The 15230-nt window shown below is 71.2% G+C and carries 19 protein-coding genes, 3 tRNA genes and 1 pseudogene; 11 read left to right on the top strand and 12 right to left on the bottom strand.

The annotated features are described in order from the left end of the window. Positions 1–11: 11 nt before the first annotated feature. Positions 12–1289: an APC family permease gene (locus ABT342_RS03110; RefSeq protein ID WP_351566092.1), complete on the bottom strand. Its 1278-nt coding sequence runs from the start codon at positions 1287–1289 to the stop codon at positions 12–14. A gap of 126 nt (positions 1290–1415) precedes the next feature. On the opposite strand from ABT342_RS03110, the gene ABT342_RS03105 reads away from it, so the two are divergent. Beyond that, the gene (locus tag ABT342_RS03105; RefSeq protein WP_351566089.1) at positions 1416–1685 is read left to right on the top strand and encodes a GlsB/YeaQ/YmgE family stress response membrane protein; all 270 of its coding nucleotides are present in this window, start codon (positions 1416–1418) and stop codon (positions 1683–1685) included. 14 nt (positions 1686–1699) lie between these two features. Here the strand turns inward: ABT342_RS03105 and ABT342_RS03100 are convergent, their stop codons facing one another. From ABT342_RS03100 to ABT342_RS03090, 3 genes are all read right to left on the bottom strand, one after another. Next, a complete protein-coding gene (locus tag ABT342_RS03100; protein ID WP_351566086.1) occupies positions 1700–2362 on the bottom strand; it encodes an alpha-ketoglutarate-dependent dioxygenase AlkB family protein in 663 nt (220 codons plus the stop codon). After that, positions 2359–2868, bottom strand: coding sequence for a methylated-DNA--[protein]-cysteine S-methyltransferase (locus ABT342_RS03095; RefSeq protein WP_351566325.1), 510 nt, complete (start codon positions 2866–2868; stop codon positions 2359–2361). The genes ABT342_RS03100 and ABT342_RS03095 overlap by 4 nt, the downstream gene beginning before the upstream one ends. 305 nt (positions 2869–3173) lie before the next feature. Beyond that, positions 3174–3662 (bottom strand): YajQ family cyclic di-GMP-binding protein, encoded by a 489-nt coding sequence (locus ABT342_RS03090; protein ID WP_351566083.1) that lies wholly within the window; start codon positions 3660–3662, stop codon positions 3174–3176. Between the two features lie 207 nt (positions 3663–3869). On the opposite strand from ABT342_RS03090, the gene ABT342_RS03085 reads away from it, so the two are divergent. Together ABT342_RS03085 and ABT342_RS03080 are read left to right on the top strand one after the other, a co-directional pair. After that, a tRNA-Tyr gene (locus tag ABT342_RS03085) sits at positions 3870–3951 on the top strand. A gap of 366 nt (positions 3952–4317) precedes the next feature. Then, positions 4318–4509 (top strand): annotated as a pseudogene (locus tag ABT342_RS03080) (IS5 family transposase); the annotation flags it as partial. 55 nt (positions 4510–4564) lie between these two features. Here the strand turns inward: ABT342_RS03080 and ABT342_RS03075 are convergent. Genes ABT342_RS03075 through ABT342_RS03065 form a run of 3 tightly spaced genes read right to left on the bottom strand, consistent with a single transcriptional unit; the run spans position 4565 to position 6283 of the window. Next, a complete protein-coding gene (locus ABT342_RS03075; protein WP_351566080.1) occupies positions 4565–4975 on the bottom strand; it encodes a hypothetical protein in 411 nt (136 codons plus the stop codon). A gap of 35 nt (positions 4976–5010) precedes the next feature. Further along, on the bottom strand, positions 5011–5481 hold the full coding sequence (locus ABT342_RS03070; RefSeq protein WP_351566077.1) for a protease inhibitor I42 family protein: 471 nt from the start codon (positions 5479–5481) through the stop codon (positions 5011–5013). Between the two features lie 13 nt (positions 5482–5494). Next, positions 5495–6283: a hypothetical protein gene (locus ABT342_RS03065; RefSeq protein ID WP_351566074.1), complete on the bottom strand. Its 789-nt coding sequence runs from the start codon at positions 6281–6283 to the stop codon at positions 5495–5497. On the opposite strand from ABT342_RS03065, the gene ABT342_RS03060 reads away from it, so the two are divergent. Further along, a complete protein-coding gene (locus tag ABT342_RS03060) occupies positions 6243–7010 on the top strand; it encodes a hypothetical protein (protein WP_351566071.1) in 768 nt (255 codons plus the stop codon). The two genes, ABT342_RS03065 and ABT342_RS03060, sit on opposite strands and share 41 nt — an antisense overlap. A 71-nt stretch (positions 7011–7081) precedes the next feature. On the opposite strand, the gene ABT342_RS03055 is transcribed toward ABT342_RS03060, so the two are convergent. The 4 genes from ABT342_RS03055 to ABT342_RS03040 all read right to left on the bottom strand — a co-directional run bounded on the left by ABT342_RS03055 (position 7082) and on the right by ABT342_RS03040 (position 10654). After that, a complete protein-coding gene (locus ABT342_RS03055; protein ID WP_351566068.1) occupies positions 7082–7465 on the bottom strand; it encodes a hypothetical protein in 384 nt (127 codons plus the stop codon). A gap of 388 nt (positions 7466–7853) precedes the next feature. Then, on the bottom strand, positions 7854–8042 hold the full coding sequence (locus tag ABT342_RS03050) for a helix-turn-helix transcriptional regulator (RefSeq protein WP_351566065.1): 189 nt from the start codon (positions 8040–8042) through the stop codon (positions 7854–7856). Positions 8043–8574: 532 nt separating this feature from the next. Continuing rightward, positions 8575–9231, bottom strand: a complete 657-nt coding sequence (locus ABT342_RS03045) for an SDR family oxidoreductase (protein ID WP_351566062.1) — start codon at positions 9229–9231, stop codon at positions 8575–8577. 175 nt (positions 9232–9406) lie between these two features. Next, complete coding sequence (locus tag ABT342_RS03040; RefSeq protein ID WP_351566059.1) at positions 9407–10654, bottom strand: amidohydrolase family protein; 1248 nt, start codon at positions 10652–10654, stop codon at positions 9407–9409. Between the two features lie 252 nt (positions 10655–10906). Between ABT342_RS03040 and ABT342_RS03035 the strand changes: the two genes are divergently transcribed. From ABT342_RS03035 to ABT342_RS03010, 6 genes are all read left to right on the top strand, one after another. Continuing rightward, a tRNA-Thr gene (locus ABT342_RS03035) sits at positions 10907–10979 on the top strand. A gap of 47 nt (positions 10980–11026) precedes the next feature. Continuing rightward, a tRNA-Met gene (locus tag ABT342_RS03030) sits at positions 11027–11099 on the top strand. 87 nt (positions 11100–11186) lie between these two features. Continuing rightward, positions 11187–11351 carry a 50S ribosomal protein L33 gene (gene rpmG, locus ABT342_RS03025; protein WP_028427720.1) on the top strand — a complete coding sequence of 55 codons (165 nt, stop codon included), beginning with the start codon at positions 11187–11189 and terminating at the stop codon, positions 11349–11351. 109 nt (positions 11352–11460) lie between these two features. Beyond that, positions 11461–11913: an FAS1-like dehydratase domain-containing protein gene (locus tag ABT342_RS03020; RefSeq protein WP_351566055.1), complete on the top strand. Its 453-nt coding sequence runs from the start codon at positions 11461–11463 to the stop codon at positions 11911–11913. A gap of 5 nt (positions 11914–11918) precedes the next feature. Beyond that, positions 11919–12347: a MaoC family dehydratase gene (locus tag ABT342_RS03015; RefSeq protein ID WP_351566053.1), complete on the top strand. Its 429-nt coding sequence runs from the start codon at positions 11919–11921 to the stop codon at positions 12345–12347. A gap of 142 nt (positions 12348–12489) precedes the next feature. Further along, positions 12490–13641, top strand: coding sequence for a UDP-N-acetylmuramate dehydrogenase (locus ABT342_RS03010; RefSeq protein WP_351566322.1), 1152 nt, complete (start codon positions 12490–12492; stop codon positions 13639–13641). A 93-nt stretch (positions 13642–13734) separates the two neighbouring features. On the opposite strand, the gene ABT342_RS03005 is transcribed toward ABT342_RS03010, so the two are convergent. Then, a complete protein-coding gene (locus ABT342_RS03005) occupies positions 13735–14370 on the bottom strand; it encodes an NAD(P)-dependent oxidoreductase (RefSeq protein ID WP_351566051.1) in 636 nt (211 codons plus the stop codon). Between the two features lie 90 nt (positions 14371–14460). On the opposite strand from ABT342_RS03005, the gene ABT342_RS03000 reads away from it, so the two are divergent. Further along, the gene (locus ABT342_RS03000; protein ID WP_351566048.1) at positions 14461–15057 is read left to right on the top strand and encodes a TetR/AcrR family transcriptional regulator; all 597 of its coding nucleotides are present in this window, start codon (positions 14461–14463) and stop codon (positions 15055–15057) included. Positions 15058–15230 lie beyond the last annotated feature (173 nt).

Raw genomic sequence — 15230 nt, 5'->3', positions numbered from 1 at the left:
CACCGAGTCCGCTAGCTCCGCCGCCGCGTGCGTGTCCGCAGCCGCGGCCGTAGCCGCATCCGCACCGCGTACGCCACCGCACCCGCCGCCAGCACCGCCGCCCCCGACACCACCGAGGACAGCGGTAGCGCAAACGCAAGAGCCATGCACCCCGTGAGGCCGCACGTGGCAAGAACTCGCCAGCGGGAACTCAGTGTCCAGGCCGAGGCGTTGGCAAGGGCGTAGTACACAAGCACCCCGAACGACGAGAAGCCGATCGCGCCCCGCACGTCGGCCGTCCCCGCCGCGACGGCCACGACCGCGCCCACCGCCAGCTCCGCGTGGTGCGGGACCTGGAAACGGGGATGCACGGCCGCGAGCGTGCGCGGGAGATGGCCGTCCCGGGCCATCGCCAGTGTCGTGCGCGAAACACCGAGGATCAGCGCCAGCAGCGAGCCGAGCGCGGCCACTGCCGCGCCCACCCGCACCACCGGGGCCAGCCAGTCCGCACCGGCCGCCCGGACGGCGTCCGCGAGCGGAGCCGTCGCCTGCCCCAACTGCCCCGCACCCAGCACGGAAAGGATCGCCACCGCCACGCATACGTACACGACGAGCGCGATACCGAGCGCCAGCGGAATCGCCCGCGGGATCGTCCGGGCCGGATCCCGGACCTCCTCGCCGAGCGTCGCGATCCGCGCGTACCCGGCGAACGCGAAGAAGAGCAGACCGGCCGCCTGCAGCACCCCGCCGACCGCACTGCCGACCCCGCTGTCGGGGAGGCCCGCCCCCAGCCGCCCGAGATCGGCCGGCGCCGATGTGAGAGAGGAGACGACCACCGCCGCCAGGACCGCCAGGACGACCGCCACGATCGCCCGGGTCAGCCAGGCCGACTTCTGAACACCCCCGTAGTTCAGGGCAGTCAGCCCCACGACCGCGGCGACCGCCACCGCATGCGCCTGCTCGGGCCACGCGTAGGCGCCGACGGTCAGCGCCATCGCCGCACACGAGGCGGTCTTGCCGACGACGAAGCCCCAGCCCGCCAGATAGCCCCAGAACGGGCCGAGCCTCTCCCGCCCGTACACATAGGTCCCGCCCGAAGCGGGGTACCGGGCCGCGAGCCGTGCCGACGCCATCGCGTTGCAGTACGCCACCACCGCGGCCAGCCCCAGCCCCACGAGCAGCAGCGGCGCCGAGCCTGCCGCCCCGGCCGCAGGCGCCAGGGCCACGAAGATCCCGGCCCCGACCATCGACCCCAGCCCGATGACGACGGCGTCGAAGACCCCCAGCGACCGCCGCAGTTCCTGTGTCATACGACGCACCCTACGGACGGTCGCAACCGCGCCCCGCACCGCAGTCGTCCTCCGCGACAACACTGCAAGAAAGACAGCACAGCACCGCACGACGACAGCACCGCACGAAGAAAGGCAGGTCACGGCATGGGCATCATCAGCTGGATCGTTCTGGGGCTGCTCGCCGGGGCGATAGCCAAGATCCTTCTTCCCGGCCGCGACCCGGGCGGGCTCATCGGCACCACACTCATCGGAGTCGCCGGTGCCTTCATCGGCGGCTGGATATCGTCCCGCTGGCTGGACCGGCCGATCACCAAGGAGTTCTACGACGGCGCCACGTGGATATCGGCCATCGGCGGGGCGCTCGTGCTGCTGATCGCGTACCGGATCCTGTTCGGCCACTCGCGCTCGCGCTGACCAGAGCGCGGTCGTCAGCCGGCGAGCCCCGTCTCGCGCAGGGTGATGTTCAGCCGGCCGGTCAGGCCCAGCTCCGGGTCGGCCGTGCCGGGGTACACCTTGGGCACACCGTGATACGCGAAGCGCGATGCCCCGCCGAAGACGAACAGGTCTCCGGACGCCAGCTCCACATCCGTGTAGGGCCGTCCCCGGCTCTCGGTGTTCCCGAAGCGGAAGAGGCAGGTGTCGCCGATGCTGAGGGACACCACCGGCGCGCTCGACCGCTCGTCCTTGTCCTGGTGCATGCCCATCTTCGCGGCGCCGTCATAGAAGTTGATCAGCGCGGTGTCCGGGGCGTAGCCGCCGTGGTCCCCGTCCCGCTCGCCGTACGCCTCGTCCAGCGCCTCACGCCCCAACTCCACCAGCCAGCCCGGGAACTCGGCGACCGGTTCGCCGTTCACATCGTCGGCCGTGCGCGTATAGCGGTACGGCTGCCAGTGCCAGCCCACGCACACCGTCCGCACGGACATCACCCCGCCGCGCGGCAGCCTGGTGTGCCGGATCGGCACCGGCTCGCGCGCCCAGCCCCGGCACGCCTCGACCAGCTCGCGCTGCCGCGCCATGGCCAGCCACCCGGGCACGTGCACCGCGCCGGGCGCCACCACGACCCGTTCCTTGGGAAAAAGCCCGCCGCTCACGACACCAGCGCGCCTTCCAGGCCGAGCAGCCGCTCCTTGCGCTCCACCCCGCCCGCGTAGCCGCGCAGCGCGCCATCGGCGCCGATCACCCGGTGGCAGGGCCGCACGACGAGCAGCGGATTGCGCCCGATCGCGGTCCCCACCGCCCGTACGCCTGCCCCCGCCGAACCGACCCGCTCGGCGATCTGCCCGTACGTCACCGTCTCCCCGTACGGAATCTCCTCCAGCGCCCGCCAGACCCGCCGCTGGAAGTCGGTGCCGGCGTCGCCCCGCGCGTACTCGATCGTGAAGTGGGTCAGCTCGCCGGCGAAGTACGCCCGCAGCTGCCCCGCGATCTCCTCGAACGCCGCCGGATCGTGCCGCCAGCCGTCCTGGACGACCGCCGCGCCCTTCTGCCCCGGCAACGAGAGCGACGCGAGTGCCGTGCCGCCCGGGGCGGTGGCGGACGGTTCGCCGACCAGCAGCAGCTCACCCAGCGGGCTGGCCACGGTCGCGTACGCCGTCACGGCCTCGCTCGCGCCCTCGCGCACGGCCCGGTCCACGGCGTCGCTCGCGGTCGGGTCCAGGGTCCGGTCCACGGCGTCGCTCGCGGTCGGGTCCAGGGTCCGGTCCACGGCCTCGGCCACAGCCAGATCCACGGCTCGGTCCACGGCTCGGTCCACGGTCTCGTCCATGGCTTCGTCCTCTCCTCGTACCGTCTCGCAGCTACGAGTCTGACCCGGTGGGCCTGCTGCGGCTGGCGGTATTCGGACATCGTGCACATGGGGCGGTGGCGAAGCGGCCCGGCCGCTCCGCCCCCGAACGCCCGGATTCAGCGGTAGTTCACGAACTGCAGCGCGAAGTCGAAGTCCTTGCCCTTCAGCAGCGCGATCACGGTCTGCAGGTCGTCCCGGCTCTTCGAGCTGACCCGCAGCTCGTCGCCCTGCACCTGCGCCTTGACGCCCTTCGGGCCCTCGTCACGGATGACCTTGGCGACCTTCTTGGCGTTCTCCTGGGAGATGCCCTCCTCGATCGAGGCGAAGATCTTGTACTCCTTGCCGGAGAGCTGCGGCTCGCCCGCGTCCAGCGACTTCAGCGAGATGCCGCGCTTGATCAGCTTGGACTGGAAGATGTCGAGGATCGCCTTGACCCGCTCCTCACCGCTCGCCTGCATCAGGATCTTGTCGCCGGACCACTCGATGGTGGCGCCGGTGCCCTTGAAGTCGTAGCGCTGCGAGATCTCCTTGGCGGCCTGGTTGAGGGCGTTGTCGACCTCCTGCCGCTCGACCTTCGAGACGATGTCGAAACTGGAGTCGGCCATGTGCTGTGGCTCCTTGAAGTCGGGGGCGAAAACGGGTGCGTGGGCAGCCTGCGGGGCTGCTCGGACCATTGTGGTCAGCCTAGTCACCCGCGCCCCGCACGGGCGCTGATCAATCCGGTGGCGTAGCACCCCCGGATATCAGGTATCGTTTACGTCGTTGCCACGGAGCGCCGCCGAAATGCGGGGTCTCCAGCGGTGACATCCCATGGCGGTGTGCCCGAGTGGCCAATGGGAGCGGACTGTAAATCCGTCGGCTTAGCCTACCCAGGTTCGAATCCTGGCGCCGCCACGCGACAAGACGGCCCCTGATCTGCGGAAACGCGGATCAGGGGCCGTTTTCGTACGTGAGGTGGGCAGATGAGACTGTCTCGCTCCGTCTCCCTGTTTCGCATCTTTACCAGCGGCTGTGGACGAGGCGTGGACGGAGTCCGAGCCAGCTTGACCGTCCGACGGAGGTGCGCTGTTCCGCCGTGGCGGACTGCGCGTCCGGCCGGGCCGCTATTCTGGTCCGCGTTTCATCACGGGTGGGGAATGAGACGAGCAGGGGCCTCCATCGCCGCTTGCGTGGTTGCGGCCACGATGCTCTCGCGGGTTGCGAGGGGAACACTGTGACGGACGCACCGGAGCCCCGGTCCAGACTTCGCCCCAGGCCCTCAGCCGCAAGAAGCGCGGCTCGCGCGGCGGCCGGCCGCCGAAGTTCGACGCTCAGGACTACAAGCCTCGGCACGCGATCGAGTGCGGCATTAATCGCCTCGAAAGGCATCGGGCCGCGGCCATGCGGTACGACAAGCTCGGCGGTCCGCTACGAGGCGGCCGTCCTCGTAACGGCCATCAACAGTGGCTGTGAACAGCACATTCGATACACGCCCTGGTGCCTCTCCGGCCAGCAACTCTCGTTTGGATCAGGCCGGACCGGGCCCCGCTGTCGCGTCCCGGCTGGTGCGGCGCATCGCGACGATCTCCGCGACCGTCTCCAGCCAGTGGGCCGCGCGCGTCTCGTCACCCGGGGCCTCGGCCACCTGCGCGGCCGTCTCCAGCCAGTCCCGCAGGAACGCGGACGCCTCACGCGACGGCAAGGGCTCGGGCAGTCCGGCCGCGTAGGCGAGGCCGCCGGCCCGGACGATCTTCGCCACGTACGTCACCGAGCGCGGCAGCACACCGAGCCGGTCAAGGGTGACGGCGGCGGCGATCGCACCGTCGCCGAAGAGCGCGGTGCGGAAGGTGTCGCGGCTGAGGCCGTGGCGCAGCAGCGCCTCGATGTCGGTGGCGGCGAGCACCTCGTCGTCGGTGCGTGTGGAGCGGTCGTGGACCATGGTGATTCCGTCCCGTCGTTCCGTTCCCGTGCAGGTCAGCGGACGGTGATGGTGTAGATGTAGTAGGCGACCTCGTCGTCCGACTTCGTCGGGGCCGCCGTGGTCGTGGCCGTCGGGACCGGGCTCGCGCTCACCTCCGCGGCGCTCCCGCACAGGCCGTGCGGGCAGAACAGCAGTTTCACCGTCGTCCTGCCGGCCGCGTGCGCCTTGAAGTCGAAGAACTGGGCGCCGTCGCCGCTGCCGATGCGGTCTTCGTCGCCGCCTTCTTCCTCCTCGCGTCTGCCCTGGTACGTGACGACGTCCTTGTCGGGGTGCGGGCTCGCCAAGTACCAGTTCTGGCCGAGGGCGGGGTTGGCCGGGACCTCGAGCGTGAACGTGTCGCCCTTGTCGACGGAGACGCTCCGCTCGCCCGGCCCGAAGGCGGCGGGTCCGGTGGAGCCGCCGCATCCGGAAAGGGTGACGAGGGCGGCGGACGAAGCGGCCGCAGTACGCACAATGTTTCGCATTCGCACGGTGAGTTCAGTCCTGCTGGATGTAGACGCGGTTGACGTCGCCCTTGTTGGCCTTGGAGTAACGGTCGTCGGTGGCGGCCTCGAGATCACCGTTGATGAAATCGTCTTCGCTGATCCAGGACGTGGTGCCCCACGGGTTGTAGATCTGCAGCTTGCCGTTCTCCTGCCCGATGATCATCAGGCTGTGGCCGTGGCGGTCGCCGTTCTCGTCGACGCGCGTGATGTTGATGGGCACGGGCTTGCCCTCGGCGACGGACTTCTCGATGTCGGGCAGGACGCCGCGCCGGTCGTCGGCGCTGTCCATCTCCTTCTGGTCGTACTTGTCGCCGGTATGCGGGCCGAGCTCCTTGTTGGAGATCTCTTCCTGCCCGTCGGAGTCCATGCCGGCCGGTTGACGGTCCCACCACCAGCCGTCGTACTCGCCGTCGCCCTCGTCGTTCATCCGGAACTGCTCGTCGTGCAGGCGCTTGCGGAAGTGGTCGGGGTCGTCGTCGGTGCCGTCGGGGCCGCCGGTGAGTTCGAGGGCGTACACCGGGTCGACGAGGGCGCGGGCAGTGACTGTCGAGGACGGGACGCAGGTCTCGTCATCCTGGTTCCAGAGCTCACCACGGAAATCCTGCTGCTCCTTGCCGGAGGAGACGGAGTTCGTGGTGACCGGTGTCAGGTGCTCCGAGAGCCACGCCGAGTCCTTGCCGTGGATCTTCCCGCCGAACTTCTCGACCTCGCCGACGTCGTAGCCCGAGGCGAGGGCCTTCATGAGGTACGCCTTCTCCTGCTGGCTCGACGCGTTCGCCAACAGCTTTTCCATGCGGGCCCGTTCGGCGGGCGACATGTTTTCCATGGCGCGGCCCGAGCGTTCGAGGTCGTTGGCGCTGAGGATCTCGTTCAGCTCGGGGTCGCCGCCGGGGTTGGCGGTGTCGGCGAGGGCGAGGCGGGTCGGCGGCGGTCAGTTCGTCGGTGTCCATCTGGCCGGCGCGGGCCTCGGCGGCGAACTTGTTGAGGTCGCGGGCCGCGATGCGGGCGGCGTTGTCGGCGTTGGCGGCTGCCGTGTGCAGGTCGTCGATGCCTTGGGAGGCCAGCGAGCGGGCCTTGAGGCGGAGGGCTTCCTCGTCGTCGTCCTCGTGCCAGTCGTCGAAGAAGCCGTCCTCGCCGCCGAGCATGGTGCGGGCGTCGCGCAGCTTGCCGCGGCCGGTGCCGTCCATGGTCTGCGCGGCCTCCAGCGCGTCGGACAGCGCGATCAGTGCCTTGCCGCCGCCCTGGAACGCCTCGAGCATCTGCTGGGCGTCGCGGGAGGCGGCGCCCACCACCTCGGAGGCGAGGACGCTCGTGTCGCCGATCCAAACCCGCGGAAGACCCGTGCGGGCGATCTTGTCGATCCGGTCGCTCACCGCGTCGGCTGCGTCGGTCTGGCCGGTGTAGCGCTTGCCCAGGGCCTCGATCACCTTCGGGTCGCCGACCGGTGCCGAGACGCCGAGGGCGTCCTCGATCGCGTCGATCAGGTCGTTCTTGCTGCCGGCCGATGAGATGCGCCCGCGCGGGCCGTCGAGCTTCTGCTTGCGGTCGTTCGTGGATTCCGTCATGGACGCGTACCCCGTCAGTAGGCGGCCAGCGCGGACGGGCGCTGGGCGTGGGCAGGCATCGTGTTGACGCCCGAGTCGGCCGCCGAGCCGACGGAGACTGCGTGGACTCCCGTACGGACGTCGATGTCGGAACCGCGGTACGCGTGGCTTGAGAGGCGGATCTTGTCGGCGAGTTCGTGCAGAGCCGCTTCGAGGACCTTGGTCTCGGCCTCCCAGGCGGCCGCGAACGCGTTGAACGCGGGCCCGGTGTCGGAGCCGCCGAGGGCGTCCTGCGTGTAACACATCGTGCCGGCGACAGCCTTGCGGATGTTGCCCACGTCGTTGCCGGAACCGTCCAGTTCGCCGGCCTGGCCCGACATCCCCTTGTGCTTGACCTGGTAGCCCTCCGCAGAGGTCATGGCCGTTCCCCCGTTTCCCGCGTCCCCGACCCACCTTCCGAACAGGGAAGTTGGGCCAGGTCATAACCGTCAGGAAGCTAGCAGAAGACTGCCCTTGGGGTGCGGCCCTCCGCCGTATCGGTGAACCGCGGTGCTACGTGACCAGTACCTCGTAGTTTCCGCCCGTCGCAGGGCGCGTCCGGACTGTCCGGCTAAGGCTCTGACCAGCGGATACGGGCCGGGCAGCTCTGAGAGTAGGTGTCCGGGCTGTCCAGTCGAAGACGGCTGCAACACCAGCCCCGGTGTTGCAGCCCGTCGGCGCAGCCGGCCCGTGGGTCGTGTCGCCGGAGGCGACTCTTCTCCTGGCGCCGCCACGTGAGAGATGGCCCCTGATCTGCGGAAGCGCGGATCAGGGGCCATCGGCGTCCAGGGCGCTGCGCCGGATGCGGAGATGTCCGTTGGGGAGGCGCTTCACCTCGGGGCCGTAGCCGCGGTTGCGCCAGCGGTACCAGGTGGCCCGGGTGATGCCGATCTCGGCGAGGACGTCGGTCAGGGGCAGCAGTTCGTCGGCGGGCTGACGGACAGTGCGGACGGTCACCAGGAGGCTCCTTCGGCAGCAAGCGGGGCCATGACGGGAGGGGCGGGCGCCGCAGAAACCGCAGAATCCGCAAGAATCCCCGGACTTGCGGTCTGACCTGCGGTGTTGGGGTGGTGGGGGTGGTTGCCGCAAAGATCGCGAGAATTTCCGCAGAAATAGGGGGCGGGCGCCGGGCCAGCGTGCCGCCAAGCCACGTCGACTGGCTCGTCCTGGGTGACTGCACTCTCGTCCTGGACCACGGAGGCGCTGGCGGTCACGCCGGAACGAGCCCCAAGGTCGCTGACGCAGCCGTTCGCTACCGTGCCTCGGGCGAGCCGCTGCAGATCATGTGGGGCGCATCAGGCCCGTACCGGAAACGGTTGGGTGGTCAGATCGCTTACCCGTAGTGGGCGTTGACGAATCGGTGGAGTCGCGACCTGCGTCGACAGCCCGGACAGCCCGGACAAGACGATGTGAGGCTGTCCGGCTGCGGGCGGCGGGCGGACGCGGCGCTCAGCAGTCGGCCAGGCTGCCGCGCACGTCGGCCGCGGTGTCAGTTGCCGGCGATGTCCTTCACCGCGACCGTCACCGGCACCGTCCCGCCGATCAGTTCCAGGGTCAGACCGGCCGTCGCCGGGGTCTCCAGGAGTTCGGCGATGACCGCCGCCACGTCATCCCGCGGCACCGGGCCGCGGCCGGTCGAGGCCTCGAGCCGGACCAGGCCCGTTCCCGCGTCGTTCGTGAGCATTCCGGGGCGCAGGATCGTCCAGTCCAGGTCGGCCTTGGTGCGTACGTACGCGTCGGCCTCGCCCTTGGCCCGCAGGTACACGTCGAAGACGTCGTGGCCCTGGTGGGCCGGGTCGGCGCCCATCGACGAGATGACGACGTACCGGCGGGCGCCCGCGCGTTCGGCCGCGTCCGCGAAGAGCTTCGCGGCGTCGCGGTCCACCGTCGCCTTGCGGGCGGCGCCGCTGCCCGGGCCGGCGCCCGCGGCGAAGACCACGGCGTCGGCACCCTGGAGCACCGCCGCGACCTGCTCCACCGAGGCCGACTCCAGGTCCAGCAGGACCGGCTCGGCGTTGGCCTCCCGGAGGTCGTCGCCCTGGTCCCGGTTGCGAATGATTCCTGCGACCTCGTGCCCGGACGCCGAGAGCAGCCGCTCGAGGCGCAGCGCGATCTGACCGTGTCCTCCAGCTATGACAATGCGCATGCTCACGACCGTACGCCGGTCCGGTACGACCCGCTCGCGACGCCCGCGTCCACGGCCCGTCCCCGCGTCTACGGGGCCATGTGCACGGCCCCGGGTCCCGACCCTCGGGACGCCCGCTTCCACGACCCGCGCCCACGGTCCACAGTCGTAGCCCCGGGTCCCCGGGTCCCCGCGTTCACGGCCCCGGATCCCCGCGCCCCTGGCGCGGCAGGTCGAGGGCGAACGCCGCCGCCGAGTCGCAGTACTCACGGACCGCGCTCGTCCGCGCCACCACCCGCCCCCGATGCACGACGATCCGGCTGTACGCGAGCGACAGCACGCCCGTCAGCTGCTCCCCGCGCACGGCGAGCAGTTCGGCCGGGAAGCCCGCCTCCACCCGCACCTCGGCCAGGCCCATCGCCGCCCGGGCCGCCGCGCTGACCGCCTCGTACGCCTCGGGGGCGCCCAGTCCGCCCTGCGAGGCCAGCAGGAACGCCGCCTCCAGCGGGTCGCCGCGCCCCACCGGGTTCGTCACGTCGCGCATGGCCCCGCTGCCCGCCGCGACCCGTACTCCGGCCGCCCGCAGCAGCCGTACGGGCGCACCGCCGCGCTGTTCCGTGCCCGCGCAGCCGCCCTGCGGCAGGCACACCACCGTCACGCCGGCCGCCGCCAGCTGATCCGCGGTCCGGGAAGCGACCTCGGTGGGCAGCCGGGCCAGGCCCGCGCAGGGGCCGATCGAGACCCCTGGCCGCAGCCCGCCCGCCATGGCCGCGAGCCGGGCCAGGCGCGCGGGGTCGTCACCGTCGGTGTGCAGATCGACGGGGCAGCCGTGCTCGGCGGCGACCTCCAGCACCGCCTCCGTGTAGCCGGTCGGGTCAGGGTCGAGGTCGGGGGAGCCGCCCACCACGGACGCGCCCATCTTCATCGCGTCGCGCAGCATCGCGAGTTCGTCGGCGCCGGCCAGGCCCGTGAGCAGCCGGGGCACGGCCACGGTGGTCAGATCCGTCAGCCCGCGCAGCGAACGCCGCGCCTGGAGGACCGCCTCCATCGGGCCGAGCCCCTGCACGTCGCCGATCCGTACATGGGAGCGCAGCGCGGTCGCCCCGTGCCCGAGCTGGAGCAGGGCCGCCTCGGTGGCGCGCCGCTGGACGTCCTCGGTGGCGTACGACACGGGCCCCGCGCCCTGGAGCGCGGTCAGGGCGGTGTCGCCGTGGGCATGCGGCTCGGCGGGGGCGGGGAGCAGCAGGAACCCGCTCAGATCGACCCGCGCGGAGTGCGCCTTCGGTGCCGCGCTGAGGCTTCCGGCGGTACCCACGGCTTCGATACGGCCGCCGCTGAGCCGTACGTCGACGGTCCGGCCGTCGGTGAGGCGGGCGCCGCACAGGAGCAGCGCGGTGAGGTCTGCGGTGGCGCCGTCGGGCGGCTGCGCCTGGCTGTCGGGCATCGAGTCGCTCCTCGCTCAGGACGACGGTCGGGAACGATCGGGGAGGGGCAGGGACGATCAAGATCACGCGGCGTGGGTCGAGCCTAGGGGCGCATCGCCCGCGCTTCGAGGAGGAGCGCAATAGTCGTACCGGTCTGACGTCGTACCGGTGTGACTACCGGGTGCGTACGGGGCGGGCGAGATGCCCTGGGCGAGGGGCCCGTAAACGGATTTGGGCGATCGGCGGCCGACCGTGTAATGTCTTCATCGCTCGCCCCAATAGCTCAGTCGGCAGAGCGTCTCCATGGTAAGGAGAAGGTCTACGGTTCGATTCCGTATTGGGGCTCTGATGTTGTGTGATCCCCGCCTTCGGGCGGGGTGATCCGACATCGAAGCGGTGTAGCTCAGTCGGTAGAGCAAGCGGCTCATAATCGCTGTGTCACCGGTTCAAGTCCGGTCACCGCTACACACAGTAGCCGATTGTGGGGTCGGTCCTTCGATCGGCTACTCTTTTTGCGTTCATCCGTCCATCCGTCCGTCAAGGAGCACTCACGTGGCTGCCACCGACGTCCGCCCGAAGATCACGCTGGCCTGCGTGGAGTGCAAGGAGCGGAACTACATCACCAAGAAGAACCGGCGTAACAACCCGGACCGTCTTGAGATGAAGAAGCACTGCCCGCGCTGCAACCAGCACACGGCGCACCGCGAGACGCGCTGAAGCTGAAACCAGGCTCGAATGCGAGGCCGTCCCCATCACGGGGGCGGCCTCGCATCGTTATGTACCGGTGTTACCGGTAAGGCAATAAACCCCAGGAGGTAGCGAGTCCATGGCGCTCGACCAGTCCTTCGTCGGGCGGACCTATCCGCCCACCGCGCCGTACGAGGTCGGCCGGGAAAAGATCCGCGAGTTCGCGGAGGCGGTCGGTGACGCGAATCCCGTGTACACCGATCCCGACGCCGCGAAGCAGTTGGGCCACTCGGATGTGATCGCTCCGCCGACTTTCGTGTTCGCGATCACTTTCAAGGCGGCGGGCGAGGTCATCGCCGATCCGCAACTGGGGCTGGACTACAGCCGTGTGGTGCACGGCGACCAGAAGTTCGTCTACGGCCGCCCGGTCCGGGCCGGGGACCGGCTCACGGTCACCTCGACGATCGAGGGGATCAAGTCCCTCGCGGGCAACGACATCCTGGACGTCCGCGGTGAGGTGCACGACGAAGCCGGCGAGCTCGTCGTGACCGCCTGGACCAAGCTGGTGGCGCGCGCCGCCGAGGAGGCGTGATCGTGATGGCAGCGAAGATCGCATACGCGGACGTCGAGGTCGGCACCGAGCTGCCCGCGCAGAGCTTCCCGGTGACCCGGGAGACGCTGGTGCGGTACGCGGGCGCCTCCGGGGACTTCAACCCGATCCACTGGAACGAGAAGTTCGCCAAGGAGGTCGGGCTGCCGGACGTCATCGCGCACGGCATGTTCACCATGGCCGAGGCGATCCGCGTGGTGACGGACTGGGCGGGGGACCCGGGCGCGGTCGTCGAGTACGGGGTCCGCTTCACCAAGCCCGTGGTCGTACCGAACGACGACGAGGGCGCGCTCATCGAGGTCAGCGCCAAGGTCGCGGCGAAGCTGGACGACAACCAGGTCCGTGTGGACCTGACGGCGATGTCGGCCGGCCGGAAGGTGCTGGGCATGTCGCGGGCGGTCGTACGGCTCGCCTGACGGCTCCAAGGGCTCCGGGGCGAGGCGGCCCGCCTGACGGCCGGCGGCTGAGGGAGCTCCGGAGGGGGCGTACCGCTCGGGCCTGGGCGGCTGACGGGCTCCGGGGGCTCCGGGGCGAGGCGGCCCGCTTGACGGCCGGCGGCTGAGGGAGCTCCGGAGGGGGCGTACCGCCCTCGGCCGGAGCCGTACGCGGGTCCGCCCGGCCGGGCGGACCCGGGCGGCCCGTACCCTTGTGCGCGTGCAGGAACTCCACGACGCCCCCCTCGCCCCGCTGACCACCTTCCGGCTCGGCGGACCGGCCACCCGCCTCGTCACCGCAACCACGGACGACGAGGTGATCGCCGCGGTCCGCGCGGCGGACGCCGCCGGTACGCCGCTGCTGCTCATCGGCGGCGGCAGCAACCTGGTCATCGGCGACAAGGGCTTCGACGGTACGGCCCTGCGCATCGCGACCACCGGATTCCGCCTCGACGGCACGAGGCTGGAGCTCGCCGCGGGCGAGGTGTGGACCGACGCCGTCGCGCGCACCGTCGAGGCCGGCCTCGCCGGTCTCGAATGCCTGGCGGGCATCCCCGGCTCGGCCGGGGCGACCCCGATCCAGAACGTCGGGGCGTACGGCCAGGAGGTCTCCAGCACCATCACCGAGGTCGTCGCCTACGACCGCCGCGCGGGCGAGACGGTCACGCTCACGAACGCCGAGTGCCGCTTCTCGTACCGCCACAGCCGCTTCAAGGCCGACCCCGACCGCTATGTCGTCCTGCGCGTCCGGTTCGAGCTGGAGGACGCGGGGGGCCTGTCCGCGCCCATCAAGTACCCGGAGACCGCGCGCGTCCTCGGTGTCGAGGCCGGGGACCGGGTCCCGGCGGCGACGGCCCGCGAGGCGGTGCTGAAGCTGCGCGCCGGGAAGGGCATGGTGCTGGACGCCGAGGACCACGACACCTGGTCGGCCGGGTCGTTCTTCACCAACCCGATCCTGACCGCGGCCGAGTACGAGACCTTCCTCACGCGGGTACGGGACCGGCTCGGCGACGGCACGACCCCGCCCGCGTACCCCGCCGGGGACGGCCACACCAAGACCTCCGCCGCGTGGCTGATCGACAAGGCCGGCTTCACCAAGGGGTACGGCGCCGGCCCGGCCCGTATCTCCACCAAGCACACCCTCGCCCTCACCAACCGCGGCGAGGCCACCACCGAGGATCTCCTCGCGCTCGCCCGTGAGGTCGTCGCCGGGGTCCGGGACGTCTTCGGGGTCACCCTCGTCAACGAGCCCGTGACGGTCGGCGTCAGCCTCTAGCCGCAGCCGCAGCCGCAGCCGCAGCCGCAGCCGCAGCCGGGCCGAGCGCCGGCGCCGCGGCCGGCTCAGCAGTACCGGCTCAGCAGCGCCGGCTCAGTACGCCACCGCGACCGGCTGCTTGACCGTGGCCGGGTCCGTGGCCATCGCCAGCATCGCGTGCGCCACGTCCGCGCGGGAGATCTTCGCACCGCCGCGCAGGTTCGTGCCGACGGCAGTGCGGTAGCGTCCGGTCAGCGGGCCATCGGTCAGCCGCGGCGGACGCACCGCCGTCCAGTCCGTGGCGCTGCGCCGCATGTCGTCCTCCATCACCCGCAGGTCGTCGTAGTGCTTCCGCAGCACGCGCGACACCAGCGGCGTGGCCACGTACCGCAGGAGGAACGTCTCGTTCTCCGGTACGGGACCGAGGGGCGCCGCGCTCACCGCGAGGAACCGGCGCGTCCCCGTCGCCTCCAGCGCCTCGACGACCGGGCGGGTGAGCCGGGAGGTGACGCCGGCCTGCTTGGTGCCGCGCGGGCCGAGGCCCGAGAGCACCGCGTCCCGGCCCGCGACGGCCTGCCGAAGGGCCTCCGGGTCGTCGAACCGGGCCACCCGCACCTCCAGCCGCTCGCCCGTCACCGTCAGCCGTGCCGGATCGCGGACCACGGCCGTGACCTCGTGGCCCGCCGCCAGGGCCTGCCGGACGATCTCCTGGCCGATACCGCCGGTCGCGCCGAACACCGTGAGCTTCATGTCAGTGTCTCCAGAGGTGGTGGGTGAGTACTTACTCACCTATAGAGTGGGTAAGCACTCACCCACCCGTCAAGCCCGAATGGAGCGCCCATGCAGAAGCCCGCCCGTGAGCGCATCCTCGACGCCGCCCACGAACTGATGCTCACCGTCGGCCTGGCCCGTGCCACCACCAAGGCGATCGCCAAGGCCGCGGACTGCTCCGAGGCCGCGCTCTACAAGTACTTCGCGAGCAAGGAGGACCTGTTCGTGACGGTGCTCCGGGAACGGCTGCCGCAGCTCGCCCCACTTCTGGACCGCCTCGTCGCCGACCCGGGCGAGCGCACGGTCGAGGAGAACCTCACCGAGATCGCCCGCCGGGCCGCGCTCTTCTACGCACAGAGCTTCCCGATCGGCGCGTCGCTGTACGCCGAGACGAAGCTCAAGGCCCGCCACGACGACGCCATGCGGGAGCGGGGCCTGGGACCGCACGTGCCGATCGAGAGCCTCGACGCCTATCTGCGCGCCGAGCGGGAAGCGGGCCGCATCGCCCCGGACGCGGACACGTTCGCCGCGGCGTCCCTGCTCCTCGGCGCCTGCGCGCAGCGGGCCTTCGCCTACGACGCGACCGTCGGCAAGCGGCCCCCACAGCCGGTCGACGACTTCGCCAAGGCCCTCGCCCGCACGCTGCTCAGAGGTATCTCCGCGTAGGACGTACCAGGCCCGCACCGCGGCCCGGATGCTTGCGCAGGCCGTACGGGACGCCCGCCTGCCGCCCCGGGCGCCCGCGCCGACCGTCGCTCAGGGGCGCCGCCGGCCCGCACCGCGGCCCGATCCGATCCAGCGCCGGCGCACCGAGCTCGGCCCTGCTCGGCCGCCGGTCC

Source organism: Streptomyces sp. NPDC000410 (genome assembly GCF_040300305.1).
GTDB lineage: Bacteria > Actinomycetota > Actinomycetes > Streptomycetales > Streptomycetaceae > Streptomyces.
This window is presented reverse-complemented; position numbering and strand designations above follow the sequence as displayed.

Coding starts and splice junctions, on each gene's coding strand:
- ABT342_RS03110 (WP_351566092.1), bottom strand. CDS start 1,289: ATGACACAGGAACTGCGGCGGTCGCTGGGGGTCTTCGACGCCGTCGTC.
- ABT342_RS03105 (WP_351566089.1), top strand. CDS start 1,416: ATGGGCATCATCAGCTGGATCGTTCTGGGGCTGCTCGCCGGGGCGATA.
- ABT342_RS03090 (WP_351566083.1), bottom strand. CDS start 3,662: ATGGCCGACTCCAGTTTCGACATCGTCTCGAAGGTCGAGCGGCAGGAG.
- ABT342_RS03075 (WP_351566080.1), bottom strand. CDS start 4,975: ATGGTCCACGACCGCTCCACACGCACCGACGACGAGGTGCTCGCCGCC.
- ABT342_RS03070 (WP_351566077.1), bottom strand. CDS start 5,481: ATGCGAAACATTGTGCGTACTGCGGCCGCTTCGTCCGCCGCCCTCGTC.
- ABT342_RS03060 (WP_351566071.1), top strand. CDS start 6,243: ATGAGGTACGCCTTCTCCTGCTGGCTCGACGCGTTCGCCAACAGCTTT.
- ABT342_RS03055 (WP_351566068.1), bottom strand. CDS start 7,465: ATGACCTCTGCGGAGGGCTACCAGGTCAAGCACAAGGGGATGTCGGGC.
- ABT342_RS03045 (WP_351566062.1), bottom strand. CDS start 9,231: ATGCGCATTGTCATAGCTGGAGGACACGGTCAGATCGCGCTGCGCCTC.
- ABT342_RS03040 (WP_351566059.1), bottom strand. CDS start 10,654: ATGCCCGACAGCCAGGCGCAGCCGCCCGACGGCGCCACCGCAGACCTC.
- ABT342_RS03020 (WP_351566055.1), top strand. CDS start 11,461: ATGGCGCTCGACCAGTCCTTCGTCGGGCGGACCTATCCGCCCACCGCG.
- ABT342_RS03015 (WP_351566053.1), top strand. CDS start 11,919: ATGGCAGCGAAGATCGCATACGCGGACGTCGAGGTCGGCACCGAGCTG.
- ABT342_RS03005 (WP_351566051.1), bottom strand. CDS start 14,370: ATGAAGCTCACGGTGTTCGGCGCGACCGGCGGTATCGGCCAGGAGATC.
- ABT342_RS03000 (WP_351566048.1), top strand. CDS start 14,461: ATGCAGAAGCCCGCCCGTGAGCGCATCCTCGACGCCGCCCACGAACTG.